We start from the raw sequence: 26,359 nt of genomic DNA, 5'->3' as shown, positions 1-26,359 counted from the left end.
GTGGACGAGCTGGCACTCAGGACCGGTCATGGCGTGTATTCCACATCTCGCGGATGGTGTCGCCGAGCGTGATGGGGTCGAAGGGTTTCATGATGACGCCGAGACTATCCATGCGGGCATAGTCGTCCGGCTCTTGGGTTTGGGTCTTGGCGGTCATGAAGATCGCCGGCATGTCGTCATGTCCGGCGAGGGCGCGAATGCGCCTGAGGGTCTCCGGCCCATCCATGTCCGGCAACATCACGTCGAACAGGCACAAATCGGGTTGGAAACTCTCGACTGCCGTGATCGCCTTGGCGCCGCGATCTGCGTGGTGGACTTCAAAGCCGGCCAGGTCTTCAAGGGCCATGACCACCACGTCGGCGATCGCCTGCACGTCTTCAAGATAGAGAATTCGATCCAGCGATTTTGGCATCGGAGCTTTCTTCGCAGTCGTCGTGGACGGGCCGGTGGGAATGGACGCGTGATCCTGCCCCTCAACTGAATCGAATTTCATCTCGCCGTCAAATGTCTCAATGCGTGTCTTGGCGGTCTTGGAGAGCCAGTTGCCGAGCGTCTGGTGGAAGTGGCCCCTGGCCTCGGTCCTGAGCAGGCCCAGCGATCCCGCCCGGTCGGTCAGCGGGGCTGACTTCATGCTTCACGGTGCAATGAAGCCATCCTTCACCTGCTCGACTTGCGTGTGCTGGGAAATGTCGCGCACAATACCGCAGTAAAGGCGACCGCCAGGCAGCTCGATCTCGCTGACCGAAAGCTCCATGGGAAAGCGCGAACCATTCTTGCGGACGCCGTGCACTTCGCGGACAGTGCCGATGACATCTGTCAGCTCGCCGTCGGCCCGCCGTGCCAGGAAGCCATCGTGCCCGTTGGCACTGTCGGACGGTATCAGGAGACTGATATTGGTCCCGATCAACGCGTCAGCACGGTAGTTGAACATTCGCTCGCAGGCCGGGTTGAAGGTTTCGATATGCCCCGCCCCATCGATGACGATCACGCCTTCGGCGATACCTTCGATAATGGCGCGGGTGCGGGCTTCGCTGGATACCAGCCCGGCCGTCACGTCGCTGAATGCGCGCGCCAGCGTGCCCACCTCATCCACCCGCTCGATCGGAAAATCCTCGATCTGGCGGAGTGAGCCCGCACTTTCGATCCGTGTCGACAACGCCCGGAAGGGGCGCATGACATGATTGATCGCCAGAACGGTGACGCTCAGGCTCGCGAGGATCAGGATGACCGAACTGATGACGATCACCGGCAGGTTTTCGAGCGCGGCTGCATTTACGGACGCGGTATCACGCAACACCGTGACGCGGAGGTCGAGCGGGGTTTCGATGTCGGAAAACTCGATCTGCCGGGTGGCGAATATCTCGCCATCGAATTCGCCGCGCGTTGGCCCGTGCGATGCTGTGACGTGACCGAGCAGTGGGTGGGCTTGGTAGGTGTGGTCTGCATGATAACCGAAGCGGATGTGTGTCTGGCCGGGATCGGTCGCCAGAAAATCGCCATTCTGGTTGGAAATGAGCAGACGGTTGGCCAAGGTTGTGGTCGCGATTGCCTGCCGCAGCAGTGCCTCATAGTCAGCATTGATGGCAATAAATCCGAATGGTGTGCCATCGCTTGTCGCGATGGGTAGCAGCAGGCGGATGGTGGGAATTTCGCGCGGGTCGACCTCGCCGAATTCCCGGTTCCACGTCACATCGGACAGATAGGCGCCATCCGGCGCGACGGCCAGGCCAGCCTGGAAATAATGCTCATCGCCCTTTTGCTGCAAGAGATTGGGTTCAACGACGAAATTCTCGCCATTGACATGATTGACGCGGACCAGCTCGCGACCTCCATCGGATAGACCGATATAGCGCATTTGCATGTAGGACGGGCGGGTTTGGGTTTGCATGGTCGAACTGAAGATCGACGCAAGTCGCGTTCGCCAGGTTCCATCGGTCGCGCCGCCAAGGGGGTCAATTCCACCATTGGCTGCGGTGCGGGCGAGGCCTTGAACCGGCGGAGTCTGGCCGATGATTTGCGCGTCGTTACGCAAGTTCCGAATGGCTTCTGACAAGGCAGCGGCGACCAGGTCGGCTTCGCTGGCGAGTTGTTCGATGGTAGCGCCGCGGGCCACACGGTAGGTCTGGACCTGGTTGACCCACGTCATGATCAGGGCAGAGAGCAGCGTGATCGTGCAGACAAGCAGCAAGAGCTTTGCCTGCATCGAACGGAATGCCGTCCACGGATGTGTCCGCTTGCTCACCTGGTTAAACCTCCCGCCGAAAAGTGCATGCGCATGTCGATAGCCCCTGGATCAGGCTTTTATCGATGCGAGATTATTGCAATTTCAGCGGGAGCGATACCCGGTCACAGCTCGAGGCTAGTGTGAGGCGGATGACCGGCGGCGCGAATTCTGTGCCGACGCCAGGGGCGCGCCAGCCTGCCAAGTGTCGGCAATGTTGAAATCTGTCGTCAACCGGACGAAATCGGCCCGCCGTCCCGGCGCGATCCGGCCGATGGCGGAGCCCAGTCCCATGAAGTCAGCCGGATTGGCGGAGGCCATTGCAAGCGCTGTCGCGATGGGAATGTCCATCAGGTGCGTCGCATTGCGGACCGCGTCGATCAGGGTGAGATGTGCACCTGCCAGCACGCCATTGGCATCACGGCATTGGCCGTCGGCGACGTGGATTGCCCGGCCTTGCAGCGTGAATTCCTTCATCGTGGTGCCGGCATTCGGCATCGCATCGGTGATCAGGATTAGCTTGTCGGCGGGTCGCAGCCGGGATGCCAGTTTCAGCATCACCGGATCAACATGGTGGCCATCGACGATCAGGCTGGTCCAGGCCGAGCCGGATTCCAGGGCGGCGCCGACAATACCCGGCTCACGGCTGTGCATTTGTGGCATGGCGTTGAACAGGTGGGTGAAGCCGGTCGCCCCGGCGGCCAGGGCTGACTGTGCGTCGGCATAGCGGCCATTGGTATGTCCGAGGGAGACCGTGACGCCCGCCTCGACGAGTTTGCGCACCTGGTCAGGCCGGCACATTTCCGGCGCCAGCGTGACCAGGGTGCGCCCACTGCGGAGGGAGGTCAGCAGTGCAATCGCGTCGTCATCGAGCGGAATGAAACGATCCGGATCGTGGATGCCGCACTTTTTGGGATTGAGGAACGGGCCCTCGATATGGATGCCGGCGATCATTGTTTCGCCCGCATCCCTGGCGGCTTCGACCGCGCGCATCCCGGCATCGACCACGTCCAGCGTGTCGCTGATCAGGGTCGGCAGCAGGCTGGTTGTCCCGTTGGCCAGGTGCGCCCGGGCGATGGCTTGCAACCCCTCGACGTCAGGCGTGTCATTGAACAGCACCCCGCCGCCACCATTGACCTGGATGTCGAAGAATCCGGGAACCAGATGATCACCCTGAAAATCGACGAAAACATCGGCGTCCGCGGTGTCGGCGTTCAGGGCCAGGACACGACCGTCCTCCAAGAGGATGGAGGCATCATCCTGGAAACCGGTGTCCGTCAGGATGCGAGCATGGGCTATGACTGTTCGCATCAAACTGTTTCCGTGACCTTTTTCAGCGCTGGCGGCTCGTCCGGATTGCGCCCGCGACTGATCGCGATGTCGGCTACGGCGCGATAGAAACTCTGGATCATCAGGACCGGCTGCACCATCGGGTGGGCGTCCAGTGTCGGCAGGGCAACCGTGCCCTCCTGTTCGCCGCCGGCTAGATAGACCGGCACGTCCATGCCGCTCAGGCGTTCGACCAGCGCTGACACGCTGGCACGCGTATCGTCACTCTGGGAGAAGATCAGGACCGGGAATTCCGGACCCAGCAGGGCCAGCGGGCCATGGCTGCATTCGGCGGCGCTGAAGGCTTCGGCGTGGATCTGGCAGGTCTCCTTGAATTTCAACGCGGCCTCATTGGTCACACCCAGGCCGACACCACGCCCGACAACAAACAGGTTCTCGGCGAAGGCGAGCGGGGCGAGCGGGGTTGTCCAATCGAGCGCCCAGGCGTCTTCCAACTGGTCAGGCAGGCGCTCCAGGGCGGCGATCAGAATGTCATCCTGGCGCCATTCGGCGGTGATCCAGAGCAGGTTGATCAGCGAGGCGATATAGCTCTTCGTGGCCGCGACGCTGGTCTCGGCACCGGCCAGGAGCGGAACCGTGATGTCGGCCGTGTCGCCGAGCGGCGATCCGGCCTCATTGACCAGGGCGAGGCAGAAGGCGCCGGCTTCGCGCATGGCGGCACCGGCGCGCACGATGTCCGGGCTGCGGCCGGACTGGGAAATGGACAAGCCAATCGCTTGTTCGAGGCGCATCGGTGCGCCGTAAACCGAGCTGACTGACGGCGCGCCCGATGCGACGGGAAGGCCAAGCCGTGTTGAAATCAGATACTTGCCGAAAACGCCGGCATGGTCGGAACTGCCGCGGGCATTGGTCATGACCAATTTTGGATCGCGCTCGCGCAGACGGGCGCCGACCTCGCGGAACAGGGTCCGGTTTTCGCTGTTGATCCGGCGCGCCGTTGCCGCCGATTCCGCTGCCTCCCGGTGCATGCGGGTGGGCAATGCGTCACTTTGCTTGCTCAATTCCATCCCCAGATCGGACAGGCTATTGCCCGATTCCCAGTTCCGCGACGAAGTCATATGCATCCCCGCGATAATAAGATTGTGTGATTTCAACGGTCTGCCCGCTTTCCAGATAGCCGCGCCGCTCGATATACAGGCCCGCAGACCCGTCCGGCACGCCCAGTTGCCGGGCAATTTCGCCCGTGAATGGTATGGCCCGCAGGCGCTGCAGGGCGCGAACCGGGCGATGGCCCGAGGCTTCCAGCGCCGCATAGAGTGATGAGCCGACCTTGTTGAAGTCACCGATCGAGGCGGCCGGAATGGTGGAATACTCCAGCGCCATCGGATCGCCGTCGGCCATGCGCAGACGGTGGAAGCGGAAAACGGCGGTGCCGGGGCTGAGACCCAGGCCGAGCGATTCGTCCGGCGTCACCGAGCCCCGGTCGCGCAGGATCCACTCACTGGTGGGCTTGCGGCCGCGTGCTTCCATGTCTTCGGTGAAGGAACTCAGCTTGGCGAAATTCTTCTCGATTCTCCCGGCCACGAAGGTGCCGGCGCCCTGACGCCGGGTCAAAAGTCCTTCGGCGACGAGGTTCTCGACCGCCTTGCGCACCGTGACCCGCGATACGCTGAGCGTTTCGGCGATCACGCGCTCGGTCGGCAGCATGGATTCCGGGGCGAGTGCCTGGGATTCCACCGCCTCACGCAGATTGCGCTGCAGCTGGACATAGAGCGGTTCGCCGCTTTCTGGTTCCAACGCTTTGAAGATGAGGTCATGTCCCATCAATGGCATCCCGTCTGTTATCGCCTTTTCCATAATTGGCATCGTACCATTAAAGTCAAATCCTCATGTGTGCACCCCGTAAAAATTCGAAATAGGGCTTGAAATGGCACATTTTTCGTGCCCTTTTGAAATTGGAAGCATACAAATAGACCAGCCACAGAGCATTGGTATTATCGTTTCCGGGGAGCAGAGGGGAAGGAGATCTCATGTTGAGCTTCAAGAGTGCCCTGTTGGGCATGACGAGTTTGAGTGTCGTTCTGGCCGGGGCCGCACAGGCCCAGACCAGCGATCAGGCCGAGGACGTCATCACCGTCCAGGGCATCCGCCAGTCCCTGGCGGCCGCCATCGATCAAAAGCGCGATTCCGATGCGATCATGGAAGTGATCAGCGCCACGGATATCGGGCGTTTTCCGGACAAGAATGTCGCAGAATCCCTGCAGCGTCTGACCGGTGTCACCATCCAGCGTGAATATGGCGAAGGCGAGCGTGTCGCCATTCGCGGTATCGCGTCGAATCGCAACCTGACCCAGTTGAATGGTCACGCGGTGGCCACGGCCGACTGGTTCATCCTGGACCAGCTGTCGGCAACGCGCAGTTTCAACTATCTGATGTTGCCGTCGGAAATCGTGTCCTCGGTCAATGTGTACAAGTCCGGCCAGGCCAATATCGATGAAGGCGGCGTCGGCGGCACGGTCAATGTCATCACCCGTCGCCCGCTTGATCTCGATGCCGGCGAAGGCCGTGTCAGCCTGCAGGGCGCCTATTCCGAGCTGGCCGACTCGATCACGCCTTACGCATCGGGCCTGTTCAGCTGGAAAAACGAGGCCGAAACCTTCGGCATCCTGTTCTCCGGCGTCTATCAGGAACGTGACCTGCGTCGTGACGGTCTCGAAGTGCTGGGCTATTCCGAGCGCGCGATTGCCGATCAGGGCGGGGCGACGTTTGAAGTGCCCGATCTCATCGGTTCGGCCCTGTTCCAGCAGACCCGCCAGCGCATCGGCGGCAATGTCACGGCGCAATTTCGTCCCAACAACCAGCTCGACGTGGTGGTGAATGCCTTCCACACCGAGATGGAAGCCAATAATGTCAACCACAACTACATGGCCTGGGTGTCCCAGGCGATGGGGTCCGGCGTGCAGCCGACCAATACTCAGGTTGGCGCCAGCGGCACATTGCTGGCCGGTGACTTCGCGGCCGGGACGGCCAACGGTGTTGTCTATGACGCCATCGTCCGCGATGCCCGCACGGAGACGTCGGCGTTTGATATCGATTTCGACTATCAGTTGTCCGACAATCTCTCGGTCCATGGTCTGGTCGGTTATACGACCGCGGAAGGGGCCACCTCGGCGCAACCCTTCTGGGAAACCAATGCACCGACCTCGTTCAGCTATGACCTGACCAGCGGTGTGCCGCAGGTGTCCTTCGGCGATATCGATCCCACTTCGATGACCGACGCCGAGTCCATGGTCCTGGGTTGGGCCTCGCACAACATCATCGAGAATTTCGACGAAGAATTCTTCGCCTATGGTGATATCACGCGCGAGTTCGACGACGGGCCGTTCACCAATGTCCAGGCGGGCCTGCGTTATTCCAGCCATGAGCGCGATGTTGTCGTGACCTATGGCCAGACCCGCTCGCTTCTCGATGCGGCTGGCTCACCGGCTTGCGGCGGGGCGCGTTGCACCCTGGCGACCGTGGCCAATGGTGCCACCACGCCGGGTAATTTCCTGTCCGGTCTCGGCGGCAATCCGCTCGACAGCTATCTCATCGCTGACGAAGCGGCCATTCGTGCGGTCTATGACCAGATCAGCTATGGCACGGACTTCCCGGACTTCTACCATTCCGGCCCGCTCGACAGCTTCACCGTTACCGAAGATGTCTTTGCCGGCTTCGTGATGGGCGAGTTCGACGTCGACCGTATCCGCGGCAATGTCGGTGTGCGCATCGTCAATACCGACCAGACGGTCGACGGTTATTCCGTCGGTGTTGACCCGGCGACGCCGGGCAGCTTCGACAATCCGTTCGGTCGCACCGTCCGCACCACGGAGAACCGCAGCTATACCGACATCCTGCCCAGCGCCAACCTGGTGTTCGAGCTGAATGACGACATGCTGCTGCGTGGTTCGGCGTCGCGGGTCATGGCCCGGGCCGACTACAACCAGCTGGCCGGTGCCGTCAGCCTGAACCCGACCCTGTTGTCGGGCGCCGGTGGCAACTCGTCGCTCGATCCTTTCCGGGCGACCGCCTTCGACTTCGGGCTCGAATGGTATCCGGGCGAGGATTCCCTGCTGGCTGTGGCGATCTTCTACAAGGATATCGGTTCCTACATCACCAATGCGACCTTTACCGAGCAACAGCCGGTCTCGATCGCGGATCCGGCAACCGATACCCGCGTTCTTGATCCGAGCAATAATTGCTCGTCGACACCGTCTGCCGGTGATCCCAATCTCTATACCTGTGACTTCGCGATCACCCGACCGGTCAACGGTCTAGGCGGCACGAACCGCGGTATCGAGATCAGCTATCAGCAGCCGGTCGGTGACAATTTCGGCTTCATCGCCAACTACACCTACTCGGATGCCGAGTCGGATGCGGGCGATCCGATCCCGGAAAACTCGCCGCACGCCTATAACCTGATCGGTTATTACGAGAACGAGGTGGTCAATGCCCGCCTGTCGCTCAACCATCGCGACCAGTTCTTCATCGGTGTGGATCGCAATCGCGAACTCTACCACCAGCCGATCACCACGATCGACGGGTCGGTGACCTGGTATTTCAACGATACCTATGCCTTCACCGTTGAAGCGGTGAACCTGACCGAGGAAACCCTCGAGCAGTACTATGTCGATGAAGGCCGGCCGGCCCGTCTCTATGACAATGGCCGGGTTGTCTTCTTCGGCGTGAAAGCATCCTTCTGATGTGAGCCGGGCCGGCTGGACTTTGTCCGGTCGGCCCCGTTCCCTGGGTGGGGACGCGTCCAGGCGCCGGGTGGCTCGCTCGCGAGCCGTCTGGCGTCTGTGCCATTATCCCCGTCGGTCAGAATGTGCGAATCCATGAACCAGACCTGCAATTCCATTCTCATCCTCGGCGGCGGAAGTGCCGGCTGGCTGACGGCTGCCTATCTGGCGCGCCGTCTTGGCAGTGGCCGGCCGGATGGGCCGACCATCACCCTGGTCGAGTCGCCGAATGTGCCGAGTGTCGGTGTCGGTGAGGGCACCTTGCCGTCGCTGCGTCTGACCCTGGCCACGCTGGGCGTGGATGAGGCCGCCTTCATGCGGGCGAGCGAGGCGACGTTCAAACAGGGCATCCATTTTTCCGGCTGGAGCCAGTCCCCCGACGGTTCGCCGGCCAGCTATTTCCATCCGTTCAACTCGCCGCGCCAGTTGGGCGGGATCGATCTCGCCCCCTATTGGTCACTGGGCGCAGCGGGCAAGGGCGACAGCTATACCCGCGCGATCACGCCGCAGCATGACGTTTACACCGCCATGAAGGCGCCCAAGCGCCTTGAGGATGCACCCTTCTCCGGTCCCCTGAACTATGCCTATCATCTTGATGTTCACCGCTTCGGCGAGTTTCTGAAAGCCTATGCGCTCGGGCTCGGTGTTAAACACGTCTCCGACCACATCACTGCCGTCGAACGCGCTGAGACCGGTGATATCGCCGGGCTGGACGGGGAAGCGTCCGGGCGTCTGACGGCGGATCTCTATGTCGATTGCAGCGGCTTCAAGGCGCGCCTGATCGGCGACGCCCTCGGGGAACCGCTGGTACCGGTCGGCGACAGTCTTTTCTGCGACAGGGCGGTTGCGATCCAGGTCCCGTGGGAACGGCCCGACGCGCCGCTGCCCTCGGCCACCATCTCGACCGCGCACGAGGCCGGCTGGACTTGGGATATCGGTCTGCGTCAGCGTCGCGGTGTCGGCTATGTCTGGTCCTCGGCACACAGCGATGCCGACGCGGCCGAGACCATCCTGCGACGCTATGTCGGTCAAGACGCCGACGATCACCCGGTCCGGCACCTGACGATGACCACCGGGTTTCGCCGCCGCCAATGGGTCGGAAACTGCGTCGCCGTCGGTCTTTCCGCCGGCTTTCTTGAGCCACTGGAATCAACCGGGATTCTCCTGATCGAGGCTGCCGCCCACCTGATCGCCGACAATCTCCCCCGCCGCGGCGACTTCGCCCCCGCGGCCCGGCATTTCAACAGTGCCATGGGTCAGCGCTTCACGTGCGCGGTCGACTTCCTCAAGCTGCATTATGCCTTGAGCAATCGCCGCGATACCGCGTTCTGGCGCGACAATGCCGACCCGGCGAGTTGGCCCTTGAGCCTGCGTGACAAGCTTGATCGCTGGCAGGTCCGGCTGCCCAACGCCCATGATCTCGACAGCGCTCACGACAGTTTCCGCCATATCAACTACGCCTATGTCCTGATCGGCATGGGCGCCGCGCCGGACCTTGCCGGCGACCGCGCGCGCTACCCGTTCATGTCCGAGGCGAGCGCCGAATTTGCCCGTATCCAGGACGCAACCGGTCGCGCCATGGCGGCCTTGCCGGATCACCGGACCCTGGTTGAAAGCCTGCAGACACACAGATTTGGCGCCGCCGCGCCGCGTACCGCATCAATGGGAGGGGCGCGATGAGCGCGATCACGAACCAGATATTCAAGCCCGGCCGGACCATTGTCATGGCGCTTGTCGCCAGCCTGGCCGCGTGTTCGCAATCGCCGACGGCGCCCGATGATGCCGGCAATATGGCAGCGACGCCGACTGTCCTGCCGACAAGCGAGGTCGCCATCATACCGCGCCCGATCGTGATCGAGGCAGGTGAGGGCGGGTTTGTGCTCGGCCCTGACACATACATCCTGACGGTCGGGGACCAGGCGGCCACGCGGCGCGTCGCGGATGAGCTGGTGTCACGGCTTGAGTTGGCGGGCGGTCCCGCGCTGGCCGTGGCGCATGATGCCCAAGCCGGCTCGCTTGTCCGTCTGGAACTCGATCCCGAGCGTGATTTCGCGTCTGAGTCCTACGCCCTGCGGGTGACAACGGACGGGGTCGACATCGTCGCGGCGGATGAAGCGGGCCTGTTTTACGGCATGATCAGCTTCTGGCAGATGGCCACACCCTGGTTGGGTGCGGCCGATGCCAATGCCGTTCGCATCCCGGCCATGGAGATATCGGACGGACCGGCCTTTGCCTGGCGCGGCGTGCTGCTGGACAGTGCCCGCCACATGCAATCGGTCGACTATATCAAGGACTTCATCGACTGGATGGCGATCCACAAGCTCAACACGCTGCATTGGCATCTGACCGATGACCAGGGCTGGCGGATCGAGATCAATGCCTATCCGCGTCTGACCGAAATCGGTGCCTGGCGGGTTCCCGCTGGCGCGGCTCCGGCGGCTGATATCGATCCGCCCACTGGCGAACCGCGCCTTTATGGCGGGTATTACACCCAGGACGAGGTTCGCGAGATCGTCGCCCATGCCCGCGCGCGCCATGTCACCATTGTCCCTGAAATCGACATGCCGGGCCACGCGCTGGCCGCGGTGATTGCCTATCCCGAGGTCGGGGTGAGCGATGACCTGCCCGACCAGGTGCTCGCCGATTGGGGAGTCTATCCCTATCTCTTCAATGTCGACGAGCCGACCTTCACCTTCATCGAGACGGTGCTCGACGAAGTGCTCGATCTGTTCCCGTCGACCTATATCCATGTCGGTGGCGATGAAGCGCCGAAAGTCCAATGGCTTGAGTCTGAAGCCGTGCAGGCCCGCATGGCTGAACTCGGGATCGCCGATGTCGATGCGCTGCAGGGCTATTTCACCCACCGGCTGGATGAATACCTGACCGCACGCGGCCGCCGCCTGGTTGGCTGGGACGAGATCGTGGAAGGCGGGCTGAGCGCCAATGCCACCGTGATGTCCTGGCGCGGTCTTGAGGGTGCAGAGGCTGCCGCTGCTGCCGGTCTGGACGCCGTGGTCGCGCCCGGCTCCAACCTCTATCTCGATTACCGCCAGTCGACCCTGGACAGTGAGCCGCCGGGCCGTGGTCGGGTCATCGCCTTGGCCGACGTGTTCAATTTCCGTCCCTTCGACGGTGAACTCGATGCCGACGTTCGCGCCCATGCGCTCGGCTTCCAGGCCAATCTGTGGAGCGAGCATATCCGCACCGAAGCCCGGATGTCGCACATGGCCTTTCCGCGCCTGGCAGCGCTGGCCGAGCTTTCCTGGTCAGACACCGCGTCGACGGATTTTGACGATTTCCTCGCTCGCCTGTCACCGATGATGACGCGTTATGAAGGTCTTGGCATTGCGGCGGCGGATAGTGCCTTCCGGCCGGCAATACATGTCGCCCAGGCCGGCGACGGCTATGCCGTGAGCCTGTCCAGCCAGACCGGCTTTGGCGATATCCGCTACACGACGGACGGGAGCGACCCGACCGCCACGGCCGCATTGTATGCCGACGCGTTCAGCGTCGTCGCCGGGATCGAGGTACGAGCGGCCACATTCGATGGCGCGCGCGTACTTTCCGGGATCGCCCATGGCGTGGTTGGGCCAGAGACTTTGCGCTACCGCAATGACAACCAGCTGCGTACTTGTGGCGATGCGCTGGTCCTCTATCTGGAAGACGATGCGCCGCTCGACGGGCCGCGCGATTATTTCCAGGTCGATATCATGGATCCGTGCTGGATCTGGCCGGATGCGCCGCTTGCCGGCATGTCCGCGATCCGGGTCGGTGTTGGCCAGGTGCCGTATAATTTCCAGCTCATGGCGGATATCGACAATGTCGTGGTCCGCCCGCGTCTGGCCGAGCATGACGAGTTGCTGATCCACACGCAGGACTGTGACGGGCCGGTGGCGGCCCGCCTCGATCTGGGTCCGGCATCGGAGGATCACGGGGTGACCCGTTTGACTGCCGATCTCGACACCGATGAGGCCGTCTCCGACCTCTGCTTCGTCTTCCACACCGGCGAAATGGATCCGATGTGGACGCTTGCCGATGTCCAACTTCTTGAAACCCGTCCGTGAGGCCAGCCATGAATTATCCGGTCAAGGATGTCCCTGCCATCACTGATGCCGCGCTGGTGATTGTCGCGCCCTGTCGCGGCGTGATCGTGCCGCTGACCGATATCCCGGACGCGGCATTCGCGTCCGGTACGCTTGGCCCGGGTCTGGGGATTGAGCCGTTGGAGGGTGTGCTCCACGCGCCCTGCGACGGCGAGGTCATTGCCATCAGCCGGACCCGGCATGCGATCACGCTGCGGGCCGGCAATGGTGCCGAAATCCTGCTGCATGCCGGGATCGATACGGTCCGTCTGGATGGCGAGGGATTTGAACCCAGGGTCATGGTTGGCGACCGGGTCGCGACCGGCGATCCGCTTCTCACCCTTGATCTCGACCTGATCGCCGGCCGGGCACCGAGCCTTTGCACCCCGCTCATCATTCTGGACGGGAGCCTGGCCGACGACGCCATACTGGTCCCGTCGGGACTGGTGGAGACGGGCACGCCGATCCTGCAACTCGCTGCCGGTTCACAGCCGGGGCCGGCGGATACCGCTGAGGGCGACGACCAGACCGTCACCGCGTCCATCCTGATCGAAATGGCCGATGGCATCCATGCGCGTCCGGCGGCGCAGATCGCCCGCTGCGCCAAGGCGCATCAAGGCCTTGTGCGGATCAGCACCGGTACGGACAGTGTCAATGGCAAGAGCGTTGCCGGCTTGATGGGGCTGGGCGTCAAACATGGCGACCGCGTCGAAATTTCCGTGACGGGCGCTGATGCTGACAAGGCGCTGACGGCGCTGCTGGAATTGATCCGTGACGGCGCTGGCGACGAAATTGTCCCGCTTGCCGCAAATGGCGATGGCGCGGCCACAGCCAACACGGCCGCGCCGGCCCGGGTGTTGAGTGGCGTCGCCGCAAGCGCCGGCGTGGTCGTCGGTCCCTTGGCCTTTCATGTCGGCGACGCGATTGATGTCCCCGACCAGGGTGATGGCCCCGCCGTCGAGCGCACCCGCCTCAGCGAAGGACTGGCGGCGCTGATTGCCGAAATCGATGAAGAGGCGTGCCCCACCCGCGGTGAACAGGCGGCCCTGCTCGCCGCCCACGCAGAAATGGCTGATGATCCGGACATGATCGACGCTGCCCGCCTTGAGATCGCCACCGGTCGGTCGGCCGGTCGGGCTTGGCAGGTCGCCACGGCGGCCCAGATCGCGCAGCTTGAAGCGACCGGGGACAAGCGGACGTCCGAGCGCGTCGCCGATCTTCGCGATGTCGAGGCCCGCCTGTTGCGCACGCTTTACGGCGCGTGCGGCGCGACCGATCTGTCGCATCTGAACGGGGCGATCCTGGTCGCAGAGGACCTGCTGCCCTCCGATTTCATGCGCTATGCCGCCGCCGGCATTGCCGGCCTTGCCCTGTCGGCGGGCGGGGCGACCTCGCATGTCGCAATCCTGGCCGCAGCCGAGAATATTCCGGCTCTCGTCAGCTTGGGCAGGGATGTGCTGCGTCACGCCGCCGGGGCAATGGCCCTGATCGATACCGCCGCCTGCCGTCTCGAGGTGGAGCCGGGTGACGAAGAAGTCGCCCGCATCCAGGCCAAGGCCGGGCGTCGCCGCGAAGCCGAAGCGCTCGCCGCGCTGGCGGCGGGCGATGCAGCGCGCACGCGGGACGGGCAGCGCATCCACGTCATGGCCAATCTGGCCTCGGTCGATGAGGCGGCCAGCGCCCTGCGCAATGGCGCCGAAGGCTGCGGCCTGTTGCGGACCGAATTCCTCTTCACCCATCGCCGCCAGGCGCCGGACGAGGCCGAGCAGGCGGAAGTCTACACGGCCATCGCCCAGTGCCTGAAAGGGCATCCCTTGACCATCCGCACGCTCGATATCGGCGGTGACAAGCCAGTGCCCTTCCTGGATCTTGGCGATGAACCCAATCCGGCGCTGGGTCTGCGTGGCATCCGGACACTGACGGCCCATCCGCAGATCATGCGCGACCAGGTTCGTGCCCTCCTGAAAGCTGCCAAGGGACGCGATGTCCTCGTCATGCTGCCAATGGTGTCCGGCCCGTCGGAGGTCACCGATTTTCGCGCCGTCGTGCGCGATCTCGCGCGAGAGATGGAGATCGAGACGCTGCCGAAGATCGGCACCATGATCGAGACACCGGCCAGTGCTGTGATCGCGGACCAGATCTGCCGCGTGGCTGATTTCGTGTCGATCGGGACCAATGACCTGACCCAGTACACATTGGCGATGGATCGCGGTCATGCGGCCCTGGCCGGGCAGATGGATGCCTTGCATCCGGCCGTGGTGGCATTGATCGGGCAGGTCGGGGCGGCTGCGGGTCGCGCCGATATTCCGGCCAGCGTCTGCGGCGGCCTGGCGTCGGATCCGCTGGCGGTGCCGGTCCTGATCGGTCTGGGTATCGGAAAATTGTCAGTGGTTCAGTCGATGATCGGGCCGATCAAGGCGATCGTGCGGGATCTGGATGCCGCCCATTGCCGCGAATTTGCCCGCGAGCTGCACACGCTCGACAGTGCCGCGGAGATCCGTGCGCGCATCGTGGCCGAATGGCCGCAACTTGATTGCTGGCTCTAGGGGGACAGGCGATGAAACAGATGATGTCAGGCGTACAGCAACTTGGTCGGGCGCTGATGCTGCCGATTGCCGTCCTGCCCGCAGCCGCGCTCCTGCTGCGCCTCGGCCAGCCTGACTGGCTGGAACTGATCGCCCCGGACATGGTCGGACAGGGCGATAACGCGATCAGCATGCTGCACGCGACCCTGCCCTTCATCGGCGCAGCGGGCGGTGCGCTCTTCTCGCAGCTCGGCATCCTGTTTGCCATCGGTGTCGCGGTCGGCTTTGCGCGGGAAGGGCATGGCGCCGCCGCACTTGCCGGCGTGGTGGCTTATTTCGTCACCCTGTCCGGGGCCGAAGCGCTGTTGACGGTGCCGCCGGACGTCCTGGCGGGCGTGCCGGACGGGCTGGCTGGTCTGGTTGCCAATGATTATCGCGACGGCCTGATGGCGCGCGTGCATGTGCCGGTCGGTATTATCTGCGGTGCGACGGCGGGCATGCTCTACAACCGTTACGCCAATATCGCCCTGCCCGAATATCTTGCCTTTTTCGGCGGTCGCCGCTTTGTGCCGATCGCCGCCGCGGTCGCCGGGCTGGGCTATGCCCTTCTGCTCGGCCTGACAGTCGAGGCAATCGTCGCCGGAATGGAGCAGGCGAGCCGCGCCATTCTCGATGCCGGCGGGATCGGACTATTCGTGTACGGCCTGCTCAATCGGCTGCTGATCGTGACCGGATTGCATCATATCATCAACAACTTGGCCTGGTTCCAGGTCGGTAATTTCCAGGGCGCGGCCGGTGACCTGAACCGTTTCTTTGCCGGCGACCCCGAGGCCGGCGGCTTCATGAGCGGTTTTTTCCCGGTCATGATGTTCGGCCTGCCGGCGGCTTGCTATGCCATGTACCGACAGGCCCGGCCGGAACGCCGAAAAGAGGTCGGCGGCATGCTCGGTTCGATGGCGCTGACGTCATTTTTGACCGGTGTGACCGAGCCGATCGAGTTCACCTTCATGTTCCTGGCACCGGCGCTCTTTGCGTTGCACGCCGTCCTGACCGGTGTCGCCATGGCTTTGATGGACTTCCTGCAGGTCAAGCTGGGCTTCGGCTTTTCGGCCGGTCTGTTCGACTATGTGATCAATTTCGGTGATGCCACCAATCCGTTGCTCCTGATCCCGGTCGGCCTGGCCTATGCGGCGATCTATTATTTCGTCTTCTCCTTTGCGATCCGCTGGCTCGACCTGAAGACGCCAGGGCGCGAGCCGGCTGCGGCCGGCATCGCGGCGGCATCCGGCAGCTCCGCCGCGGCATCCGGTGGCGGCTTGACGGCGGCGACCGGCTTCGTCGTGGCGCTGGGCGGGGCCGGAAATCTGGTCTCGATCGGGGCGTGCACGACGCGTCTGCGGTTGGAAATCAAAAAACAGGACCTGGTCGACGAGGCCGCGCTGCGCGCGCTCGGCGCGAAGGGTTTTGTCCGGCCGTCGGCGAACACGCTGCAGGTCATCATCGGGCCGACGGCTGAGCGTGTTGCCGACGAGATCCGGGCCGCGATGTCGGGTCCCGCGGCGGCCACCGCGCCTGCCGAGATTGCCGGGTCGGCCAAGACCACTGCGGGCAAGGTTCGCGCCGATCTGCCGGAGGCCATCGCACATCTCCTGGCCGGTCCCGCGGGACTGGGCGCGGCTTGGCTGGCCGGTACCAATCGGTTGATCATTGAGTCCGGCATCAGGGACAATCTCGACACTGATGCTCTGGCCAAACTCGGCGTATATGCCGTCAAGCCAGCCGGCGATGCGGCGGTCTCCCAATTCCTGATTGTTGACGACGCCCTTCGACAGCAGGTGTTCGCTTCGGCAAGTCTGGGCGCGTGACCAAAGAAAGTGATTGCGCGCCGCAATCGAAGGTGTGATTGCTTCTCAGGCACACGGATTTATTAACCTCGTAGCGCTAGTCTCCACCGGCATTAAGGAGGGACACAGCGACATGCTTTGGAGGCAGATCGACCGTTGGACGGGGGCCGACCCGCAAATCGATTTCGATTTTGCGGTCAAATCCCGCATTGCCGTTGCCTACACAGCGATCTTCACGCTCATGGGCCTGGTCAACGCCTCGGTGCTCACCTTTATCCTGGACGGACGACCGGGCATGGCCGAACTCGGCTTGGCATCGGCGGCCCTGGCAGCGACCGTCGGCTTTACGGGCCTGCGACTGCGCCGACCCAATCTGACCATTCTGGTCATGATTACCCTGGCCTCGATCGTGCTGTTTGCGGCCGCCTGGGCCAATCGCGGATCCTTCCCGCCTGCCACGCTCTACCTGCCCGGTATTGTACTCGGCGCCTATATTGCCTGGGGCGCCCGTGCGGCCCTGTTCGCGGTTTTGCCGCTCACCGCCTATTTCAGCCTGATCCTGGCAACCGCCGAATATTCGAGTACCGGACCGCTCGGTTTCAGGCCGACAGAACTGCTCAACATGCTGATCGCTACCGGGGCCCTGTCCTGCGTCTGGATCGTGTTGTTCGGATCGAGCTTCCGTTCGGCGACCACTGACGCGCAAGCGGCCCTCACCGAAGCCAACAAGCAATTGGAAACGGCGCTGATTTCGGCGCAGCAAGCCAATCGCGCCAAGTCCGATTTCATCGCCAATATGAGCCATGAAGTCCGCACGCCGCTGAACGGCGTTTTGGGTATGACCAATGTTCTCCAAGCCGATGAAAGCCTGTCGGACGAGCATCGCCGCAGCCTTGATCTCATTGATGACAGCGGCAAGGCACTGCTGGAATTGCTCAATGACATTCTCGACCTTTCAAAGATCGAGGCCGACGCGCTCGAGCTCGAAACGCGCGAGTTTGACCTGTCGGCGCTGGTCCGCAACACCACTGATCATTGGCGTCCGCAAGCTGAAGCCAAGGGCGTCGCGCTGACAGTCAACAACCAACTCGGCGAACCGGCCTTCGTGTCAGGCGACCCGATCCGGCTTCGCCAGGTGATCAACAACCTGCTCGGCAATGCGGTCAAATTCACCCATACCGGTCGCATCAGTGTCTCGCTGGCCACGGTCGGTGAAGTGCGTGATGGCAAGACCCGTATTCGTTTCGCGGTCCGTGACACCGGGATCGGTATTCCGGGCAATAAGCAGGACGCGATTTTCGACCCGTTCAAACAGGTGGATGCTTCGGTCACGCGAAGCTATGGCGGCACCGGGCTGGGTCTGGCGATCTGCCGCCGCCTGGTTGCGAAAATGGATGGCAAGATCACCCTGTCGAGCAAGATGGGGCGTGGCTCCACCTTCACCGTCGATGTGCCGATGGAACGTGTCGTGGCGTCCGAGCCGGATGTCGCCAAGCGTGACCCGGCCAGCATAGCGCCGCTGGCTGTCGCCGGACGCGTCCTGGTGGTCGATGATGTCATGACCAATCAGCTCGTGCTCAAGGCGATGGTGCAGCAGATCATCAAGGCCGACGAGCTGATCGTCGACTGCGCCTCGGGCGGTCGAGAAGCCGTCAACAAGGCCACCTCTCTGGCCTATGATGTCGTACTGATGGACATCCAGATGCCGGAGATGGACGGGGTCAGCGCGATGCAGTGTATCCGCGAGACCCGCAAATCGGCCGACGCCCGCATCATCGCGGTCACCGCCCTTGCCTCCGACGATCATCGCCGCGAATTCCTCGCCGCCGGCTTTACTGACTATCTGCCCAAACCGGTCGAGATCGCCGAACTGCGTCGGGTCCTGAAAACGGTGATGCCGCCGCAGTCCGCCGACGCAGACGCGCAACCGGACGAAGCGCGCCGCGCCGGCAGCTGACGATCAGATCTCCGCGACGATCAATTGTGGTCCGCTGGCCGCGAGCGCGCGCTTGAGGGCATCGTCGAATTCACCGGCGGTTGCCGCGCGCTGACCCGGCACACCAAATCCTTCGGCGAGCTTCACCCAATCCATTTTCGGATTGTCGAGTGACAGCATTTGCTGCGCGGCCGGTCCGGGATCTCCGGCCCCGACGCGGGCCAGTTCGACATTGAGCACCAGGTAGGAGTGATTGGCAAACACCACGTTGATCACGTTCTGCTTCTCGCGCGCCTGGGTCCACAGGGCTTGCAGCGTGTAGGCCGCCGCCCCGTCGCCGCACAGGGCGAAGACTTGCCTGTCGGGACAGGCGAGGGCGGCGCCGACCGCTTGCGGCATGCCGGACCCGATCGCACCGCCGGTCAGGCACAGCCAGTCATGTCGCGGACCATGTTCGATCCAAGGGAACACGCCCATGCCGCTTGTGGTGGCATCGTCACAGATCACCGAGTCCTCCGGCATGTGGCGGAGCAGGGAAATTCCGACATAGCCGGGATTGAGCGCTTCGTCCGGGAAGAGTTTCGGCGCTTGCGACAGGTCGGGCAGGTCCAGCGGCGTGGCGGTGATGTCCAGGGCGTCGGCGACCGCTTCCAGCGCTGCTATCACGTCATCAGCGGGTCCGGCCAGGGTCTCGCTGCGCGCGCTGCCCGGCGTCAATTCCCCCGGCTGGCCGGGATAGGCGAAGAAAGCGACCGGCGGTTTGGAACCGGCGATGACCAGCAAGTCGGCGTCGCCCAGCTCCTCGATCGCCTGCTCGCCGAAATAGGCAAGGCGTTTGGGTGAGACCCGGCCATGGCCGCGGGCGATGCGCGGCACGAATGTGTCCATGAACAGTCGGGCGCCGGTCGCTTCGGCAATCCGTCCGGCAGCGCTGAGACCGGCTTCGCGGCAGGCATCATTGCCCAGCAGGATGACCGGCTTGTCCGCCGCTTTCAGTGCGGCGGCGATATCGGCGATCCGGTCGTCGGCGACCGGTGTCGGGCCGGGCATGGCGACGGCATCGAGCACATCCGGCTCCTCGTCCGACCAGGCACAATCCGCCGGCAGGATCAGCGAGGCCACGCCGCGCTCGGGGCCATAGGACTGGCGGACCGCCTCGACGGCCATGGTCGACAACTCGGCGGCGTCGCTGACACATCCGACCCAGCGTGACATCGGCCGGCAGACCCCGGCTGCGTCCGATGTCAGCGGGGCGTCCAGCTTGATGTGGTCGCGGGCATGATCGCCGACAATGTTGACGACTGGCGCATGGGCGCGGCGGGCATTGTGCAGATTGGCCAAGCCATTGCCGGCGCCCGGGCCGAGATGGAGGAGGGTGCAGGCCGGCTTGTCCGCCATGCGGGCATAGCCGTCGGCCGCTCCGGTCGCGACGCCCTCGAACAGGCACAAAACCGATTGCATGCCCTCGGTGCGGTCGAGGGCGGCGACCATGTGCATTTCCGACGTGCCCGGATTGGTGAAGCAGACCTCGACGCCCTGATTGATGAGCGTGCGGACAAGGCTCTCGGCTGCAAACATGGATCGACCCCGTTGTGATGATTTGTTTGTTGGTTTGGTGTGAGCCTAGCGTGGCTGGCGGACAAAGTCCGGCGTCAATTCCGACAGGCGAGCGGCGCCGACCAGCGCCATGTCGCGTTCCAAGGCCGTCAGCAGGATGTCGAGCGCGCGCTCGACGCCGGCTTGGCCACCGGCGCCCAACCCGTACAGGTAGGGACGTCCGACCGCGACCGCATTGGCGCCCAGGGCCAGCGCCTTGATGATGTCGGTCCCGCGCCGGATGCCGCCATCGAGGATGATCTGGGCCTGGCCGCGCACCGCCGCGACAATGTCGGGCAGGGTGTCGATGGTGGCCGGGGCGGTGTCGAGCTGGCGGCCGCCATGATTGGAAATCCACACCGCATCGGCACCGGCATCGAGGCAGCGCCTGGCATCATCCGGGCGGGCGATGCCCTTGATCGCGAAAGGACCGCCCCAGATGTCCTTGATCCATTTCGCATCTTCCCAGCTCACCGTGCGGTCGAATTGCGAGTTCAGGAATTCGATGATGCCCATGCCGCCGGTATCCATGTCGGCCCAGTTGGCGGCGAGGATGTCCGGCGTTGTCGCCATGTCCCAGAGATAGCCGGGCCGGGCGAGGACCTGGCTGACCGTCTTGGCGTTGATCTTCGGCGGGATGGTGAAAGCGTTGAGATGGTCGCGTTCGCGATTGCCGGCCACCGGCACGTCGACGGTCAGGATCAGACCGGTGAAACCGGCGGCCTTGGCCCGCTCAAGCGCCTTTTCGACAATCGCCCGGTCCTTCCAGACATAGACCTGGAACCATTTCGGCCCGTCAGTGTGCTCTGCAATGTCTTCGATCGTGGTCGAGGCGAGGGTGGAGAGGCAATAGACCAGCCCCTTCGCCCTGGCGGCCCGGGCCACGGCGGCTTCGCCAGCGCGCGGGTTGAACAGTCGCTGGGCGGCGGTGGGGGTGACGATGATCGGCGCCTTGCTGGGCGCGCCCATGATCGTCGTTTCCAACTCGATATTCGAGATGTCGACCAGGGATTTGAAGTTCAGTTCGTAATCGCCATAGCGGCGGTCATTGCGTCCCAGCGTGATCTCGTCGTCGGCGCCGCCATCGATATAGTCGAACACCATGCGCGGCAGGCGTTTGCGGGCCAAGGCCCGCAAAGCCTCGATATTGTGGGCCTGGTCAATCGCTGTCATGGGCGCGAGCGTTGTCCGCTTCCCGCCACAGCGTCAAGCCTCGACAGGTGCTGGCAGCGCGTCATCCTTGCGGGGCTTTTCCGGTTTGATGCCGAAGAAGAGCGCGTACAGCACCGGCACGGCGATCATGGTCAGCACGGTGGCGAAGGTCAGCCCGCCGATAATCGTCACCGCCATGCCCTGGAAGAAGGCATCGCTGATCAGCGGCGTCATGCCCAGGATCGTGGTGCTGGCGGCGAGAAGGACCGGCCGCAAGCGGCTGATCGAACCATCGCGCACCGCCACCAGACGGTCAGACCCGCCGCGGATCCGCATATCGATCTCGTCGACCAGCACGATCGCATTCTTGATCAGCATGCCGGACAGCGACAGCAGGCCCAGAAGGGCGGTGAAGGAGAAGGCGACATTGGTGGCCAGAAGACCGATCACCACCCCGTTCACCGACATCGGCACAACCGCCCAGATGATCAGCGGCTGGCGGATGGTCGCGAACAGCAGGAAGGAGATGGTCAGCATCGCAATGAAGGTGAGCGGCAGCTGTCCGCCCAGCGAGGCATTGGCTTCCGCCGAGGCTTCATACTCGCCGCCCCATTCCAGCGAATAACCGCGCGGCAGGTCGATGGCCGCAATCACCGGCTGGAAGCGGGCAAAGCCCTCCGCCGCGGTCTCCCAGCCATGGGGATTGGCGCGCACGGAAATTGTCCGGGTCCGGTCCCGCCGCTGGATCAGCACGTCTTCGAACTCAAGCGCGAATTCCGACACGATCTGGCTGATCGGCACATAGGCGGCCTGTTGCGGGCTCCACACCAGACGGTCATCGAGATAGGCCGGATCGGCGCGTTCTTCTGCCGGCGCCCGGGCGAGGATCGGGATCAGGGTCTCGCCTTCACGATAGACGCCGATCTGATTGCCGTCGGTCGCGAAGCGCAGCGCATTGGCGATATTCTCACGGGTCACACCGATGGTTTGTGCTGTTTCCTCGATGATGACCGGACGCAGGACCGGGGTGCGATTGCGCCAGTCGGTGCGGATGTCGATGACATCGGCATCGGTGTGCAGCGCGGCCATTGCCTGTTCGGCCAGTTCGCGCAGAACATCGGCATCCGGTCCCGAGAAACGCGCTTCCAGCTTGGCGCCCGATGGCGGGCCGAAGACGATCCGGTCGGTGCGGATTTCGGCATCGGGGACCGTGTCGCGGACATGGGTCAGGATGCGGTCGGCCAGGCCCGGGATGGACTCAAGGTCGCGAGCCCAGACGATGATCTGGCCATAGGCGGTATTGGGCTGTTCGGCCGTATAGGTCAGCATGAAGCGGGTCGCGCCGGCGCCGACAAATGTATCGATGGCCGTGGTTTCCGGCTGTTCCGAGATGAAGCTGCCAATCTCCCGCATGGTGGCGTCGGTGGTCAGGATGTCGGTGCCTTCGGGCAATTCGACATTGACGTAGAAGACCGGCGTGTTGGTTGCCGGGAAGAAGGAATTGCGAACCGATCCGAAGCCGGCATAGCAGACAATCGTTATGACGATCAGCAGGGCCAGCACGATCCAGCGCCGTGACAGGGCGAGGTTCAATATCCCGCGATAGCCGTTGAACAGGCGGCCGGTATAGAGGTCTTGCTCATCATGGCTGTGATCGGCGGCGGCTTGCGCTGCGGCGCGTTGGGCCGAGAAGAGATGGAAGCCCACCATCGGCACGACGGTGACAGCGATGACCCAACTCAACAGCAGCGAGATCGCGATCACGGCGAACAGGGAGAACAGGAATTCCCCGGTCGCATCCGGCGACAGGCCGATTCCGGCAAAGGCAAGAATGCCGATCACGGTGGCACCGAGCAGCGGCCATTGCGTGGTGGCGACGGCCTCCTCGGCGGCCTGCATGCGCGGCTTGCCCCGCATGACGCCGGTCAGCATGCCTTCGGTCACCACGATGGCATTGTCGACCAGCATGCCCATGGCGATGATCAACGCGCCCAGAGAGATGCGCTCCATCTCCAGCGAGAACAGGCTCATGAAGAAAATCGTGCCGGCGATGGTCAGGAACAGCACGGCGCCGACGGTCAGCCCGGCCCGCCAGCCCATGAAGATGCACAACACGCCGATCACGATGGCGATCGACAGGGCGAGGCTGACAAGGAAGCTGTTGATCGCGCCATCGACGACCAGGTGTTGCTGATAGATCGGATGCAGCTCGACACCCAGCGGCAGGCTGGATTCAAGCTCTGCCAGACGCGCTTCGACCGCGTGGCCGACATCGACGATATTGGCGGTCGGCAGACCGGCCACGCCGATCGTGAAGGCCCGCACATTATTGTGATAGATCAGCTGGGTGGGGCGTTCGACCGTGTCGCGGCGGACTTCGGCAATGTCGGACAGTCGGATCGCCTGGTCGCTGTCGCGCGGCGTGATCAGCAGGTTGGAAATCGCTTCCGTGCCGCCAAGCGTTTGCGGAATGTCGACCCGGACAAGCCGGTCATTCAGCGGCGCCGACCCGGCCGCGACGACGGCATTTTCCTGCTCCAGATCCTCGAGAAGGTCGGCGTAGGACAGGCCGAGGCGGGCGAGATTTTCCTGCGGTATCTCGATATAGATGCGCTCGTCCGGTTCGCCCTCGACGGCGACCTTGGCGACGTCCTCGACGGTCAGCAATTCGCGCCGCAACATGCGCGCCACATCGCGGATACGACTGTCGGAATAGCCTTCTGCGGTGACAGCGTAGAAAATCCCGTAAGTGTCGCCGAAATCATCATAGACGACGGGCTCGCCGGCACCGGGCGGCAGGCTGCCGACCGTGTCGTTGATCTTGGCCCGCAGCCGGGTCCACACGGCCGGCATGTCGCCGCTGTCGATCGTGTCGTCGATCGTGACGTGGATTTCCGAGATGCCCGGCGAGGATTCCGACCGGATTTCATGCACTTCACCAAGCTGCTGGATGGCGATTTCCAGCGCCTCGGTGACTTCCTGTTCGACTTCTTCCGCAGTCGCGCCCGGATAGGCCGTGAAGATGATGGCTTCCTTGACGGTGAAGGCCGGGTCTTCCAGGCGGCCGACATTCATGAAGCCGGCCAGCCCGCCGAGCAGGCAGAACAGGATGACCATCCAGGTCAGGACGGGCTTTTCGATCGACAGGCGCGCAAGGGCGCTGGACGGGGTCGAGGCGGTACTCATTGCGGTTGTCCGAAACGGGTGCTGTCGGAGAGGGGACGTACGGGCATGCCTTCATGCAAGGCGTTGACGCCCGCCGTTACCACCCGGTCGCCGGCTGCGATGCCGCTTGTGACAATGATCATGTCGCCATCATATCCGTCGGACGTGATGGCCCGCGCGTTGACCACGCCGCTTTCAGCGTTGAACACCCAGACCCGCTGCCCACCATCCGGGGCCGCGGTGACGGCCGGCAAGGGCACCCGCAGCCCGGAAACCGACGCGCCATTGCTCGCGAACTCGGCATACACAGTCGCCGTCATGCCCGGCAGAATATTGGCCGGCATGTCGGCTGGCAGGGCGGCAATGGCGCGATAGGTGCGCGATGCGGCGTCCGGTTCGGACACCAGTTCGCGGGGTTCGAGGGCGAAGGTCTGACCGGGCAGGAAGGCGAAGGCGGCTTCGAGCGAGACGAGGGAGTCGCGGTCGAAGGTTGCGACCATGCTTTCGGAGATCGGTATCGAGACGCGCAGCTCCGAGACATCCATCAATCGTACCACCGGCTGGCCGGGCGAGACGATGGTGTAATTGTCGACGAGCCGGCGACTGACCAGCGCGTCAAACGGTGCCGTGAGGGTCGCATAGCCAAGATTGCGGCGCGCCGTCTGCAACGCCACTTCCCGCAGATCGTAATTGGTCTGGGCACTGTCCAGCGCCGCCTGCGAGGCAATGCCGCGCTCGTGCAGGGTCCGCTGGCGTTCCAACTCGGTATTGGCCTGCTGCAATTGGACGCGAGCTTCGCGTTCGGCGCGCTGGAAATCTTCACGGTCCAGTGCTGCGACCAGCGTGCCCTGTTCGATCAGGACGCCTTCATTGAGCGGCAGTTCGGCCAATTGCCCGCCGACCTGAAACGCCATGTCGACATTGAGGCGAGCCTCGACGCGGCCGACGAATTCATGCCGTGTCTCGCCGCTGTCGGCGACCACTTCGGCAAGCTGGACCAGGCGCGGCGGCGATGGCGGCGCGGCAATCTCCTCGGCGCAGGCCGCGAGGAGGAGGCTGGTGCCGAGGGCGGCGAGGAGCGGGAAGCGGGTCATTGATAAAGCTCGTGGGTCAGGCGCACCAGCCGATCGCGGATCTGGGTGAGCTGATTTTCAGGAATGGTGTCGAAGCCAAGCAGGGCAGAAAGTTTCAGCCCGTCCATGGCGAGAAGGAGAAGCCGGGCGCCGATCGGGTCCGGCGTGTCGTCGCTGAGGCGCTGGAAGGTCGATGACAGGAAGTCGCGCGCCGGGTCCAGCAGATCAGGGTGTTCCGCCGAGGCGGCCAGAAGCGCCATCGACAGGGCCTTGCGCGCGTCGTGCCGGTCGAACATGGCGTTGAAAACATGGACGAGCGGCGGCTCGCCGGCGGCATGGGCTGCGGCCTCGCAGTTGGCGAAGTCCTGGCTGACATCCGCCATCATCCGTTCGACCATGCCCTTGAGCAAGGCGATCTTGTTGGGGAAATGATAGAGGACACCACCCTTTGAGACACAGGCTTCGGCGGCGACCGCGTCGATCGTCAGACGGCGTGCGCCATCGCGACCGACCACGGTTTCCGCCGCGTCGAGAATGGTGTCACGGGTGGAGGGTTTGTGCGCAGTCATGTCGGTTCGGTCCTGAATTGTTGCAGCGCACATAAACCGTCCAGACGGTACAGTCAACACCGTCCAGACGGTATAGTCATGGTGGTCTGCACAGACCGGTCGACGCGCCGGGGCGAGGCCGTTCC

General features: G+C 63.6%; 16 protein-coding genes. 6 read left to right on the top strand and 10 right to left on the bottom strand.

Annotation, left to right across the window (positions count from 1 at the left end; all coding sequences use genetic code 11):
* Positions 1–16: 16 nt before the first annotated feature.
* The 5 genes from C7435_RS17240 to C7435_RS07655 form a co-directional block, all read right to left on the bottom strand.
* The gene (locus C7435_RS17240) at positions 17–631 is read right to left on the bottom strand and encodes a response regulator (protein WP_233350711.1); all 615 of its coding nucleotides are present in this window, start codon (positions 629–631) and stop codon (positions 17–19) included.
* A gap of 3 nt (positions 632–634) precedes the next feature.
* Entirely contained in the window at positions 635–2,242 is a 1,608-nt protein-coding gene (locus C7435_RS07670) for a PAS domain S-box protein (protein WP_147422653.1), read from the bottom strand.
* Positions 2,243–2,359: 117 nt separating this feature from the next.
* On the bottom strand, positions 2,360–3,532 hold the full coding sequence (nagA, locus tag C7435_RS07665; protein WP_121210657.1) for an N-acetylglucosamine-6-phosphate deacetylase: 1,173 nt from the start codon (positions 3,530–3,532) through the stop codon (positions 2,360–2,362).
* On the bottom strand, positions 3,532–4,578 hold the full coding sequence (locus C7435_RS07660; protein ID WP_121210656.1) for an SIS domain-containing protein: 1,047 nt from the start codon (positions 4,576–4,578) through the stop codon (positions 3,532–3,534). The genes nagA and C7435_RS07660 overlap by 1 nt, the downstream gene beginning before the upstream one ends.
* A 16-nt stretch (positions 4,579–4,594) precedes the next feature.
* On the bottom strand, positions 4,595–5,335 hold the full coding sequence (locus C7435_RS07655) for a GntR family transcriptional regulator (RefSeq protein ID WP_075190324.1): 741 nt from the start codon (positions 5,333–5,335) through the stop codon (positions 4,595–4,597).
* Positions 5,336–5,541: 206 nt separating this feature from the next.
* Between C7435_RS07655 and C7435_RS07650 the strand changes: the two genes are divergently transcribed.
* From C7435_RS07650 to C7435_RS07625, 6 genes are all read left to right on the top strand, one after another.
* Positions 5,542–8,253 carry a TonB-dependent receptor gene (locus C7435_RS07650; protein ID WP_075190325.1) on the top strand — a complete coding sequence of 904 codons (2,712 nt, stop codon included), beginning with the start codon at positions 5,542–5,544 and terminating at the stop codon, positions 8,251–8,253.
* Positions 8,254–8,388: 135 nt separating this feature from the next.
* Positions 8,389–9,972, top strand: a complete 1,584-nt coding sequence (locus C7435_RS07645; RefSeq protein ID WP_121210655.1) for a tryptophan halogenase family protein — start codon at positions 8,389–8,391, stop codon at positions 9,970–9,972.
* A complete protein-coding gene (locus C7435_RS07640; RefSeq protein WP_121210654.1) occupies positions 9,969–12,356 on the top strand; it encodes a beta-N-acetylhexosaminidase in 2,388 nt (795 codons plus the stop codon). The genes C7435_RS07645 and C7435_RS07640 overlap by 4 nt, the downstream gene beginning before the upstream one ends.
* Before the next feature lie 8 nt (positions 12,357–12,364).
* The gene (gene ptsP / locus C7435_RS07635) at positions 12,365–14,920 is read left to right on the top strand and encodes a phosphoenolpyruvate--protein phosphotransferase (protein ID WP_121210653.1); all 2,556 of its coding nucleotides are present in this window, start codon (positions 12,365–12,367) and stop codon (positions 14,918–14,920) included.
* Positions 14,921–14,931: 11 nt separating this feature from the next.
* On the top strand, positions 14,932–16,764 hold the full coding sequence (gene nagE / locus C7435_RS07630; protein WP_121210652.1) for an N-acetylglucosamine-specific PTS transporter subunit IIBC: 1,833 nt from the start codon (positions 14,932–14,934) through the stop codon (positions 16,762–16,764).
* A gap of 112 nt (positions 16,765–16,876) precedes the next feature.
* Complete coding sequence (locus C7435_RS07625) at positions 16,877–18,700, top strand: ATP-binding protein (protein ID WP_121210651.1); 1,824 nt, start codon at positions 16,877–16,879, stop codon at positions 18,698–18,700.
* A 3-nt stretch (positions 18,701–18,703) separates the two neighbouring features.
* On the opposite strand, the gene C7435_RS07620 is transcribed toward C7435_RS07625, so the two are convergent.
* Genes C7435_RS07620 through C7435_RS07600 form a run of 5 tightly spaced genes read right to left on the bottom strand, consistent with a single transcriptional unit; the run spans position 18,704 to position 26,234 of the window.
* On the bottom strand, positions 18,704–20,257 hold the full coding sequence (locus C7435_RS07620) for an acetolactate synthase large subunit (RefSeq protein WP_121210650.1): 1,554 nt from the start codon (positions 20,255–20,257) through the stop codon (positions 18,704–18,706).
* Positions 20,258–20,302: 45 nt separating this feature from the next.
* Positions 20,303–21,448 (bottom strand): alpha-hydroxy acid oxidase, encoded by a 1,146-nt coding sequence (locus C7435_RS07615; protein WP_121210649.1) that lies wholly within the window; start codon positions 21,446–21,448, stop codon positions 20,303–20,305.
* A 33-nt stretch (positions 21,449–21,481) separates the two neighbouring features.
* Entirely contained in the window at positions 21,482–24,613 is a 3,132-nt protein-coding gene (locus C7435_RS07610) for an efflux RND transporter permease subunit (RefSeq protein ID WP_121210648.1), read from the bottom strand.
* Positions 24,610–25,686 carry an efflux RND transporter periplasmic adaptor subunit gene (locus C7435_RS07605; protein WP_075190332.1) on the bottom strand — a complete coding sequence of 359 codons (1,077 nt, stop codon included), beginning with the start codon at positions 25,684–25,686 and terminating at the stop codon, positions 24,610–24,612. The genes C7435_RS07610 and C7435_RS07605 overlap by 4 nt, the downstream gene beginning before the upstream one ends.
* The gene (locus C7435_RS07600; RefSeq protein ID WP_083635120.1) at positions 25,683–26,234 is read right to left on the bottom strand and encodes a TetR/AcrR family transcriptional regulator; all 552 of its coding nucleotides are present in this window, start codon (positions 26,232–26,234) and stop codon (positions 25,683–25,685) included. Before C7435_RS07600 ends, C7435_RS07605 begins: the two co-directional genes overlap by 4 nt.
* Positions 26,235–26,359 lie beyond the last annotated feature (125 nt).

The sequence above is a fragment of the Maricaulis maris genome, assembly GCF_003634045.1.
Taxonomy (GTDB): domain Bacteria; phylum Pseudomonadota; class Alphaproteobacteria; order Caulobacterales; family Maricaulaceae; genus Maricaulis; species Maricaulis maris.
This window is presented reverse-complemented; position numbering and strand designations above follow the sequence as displayed.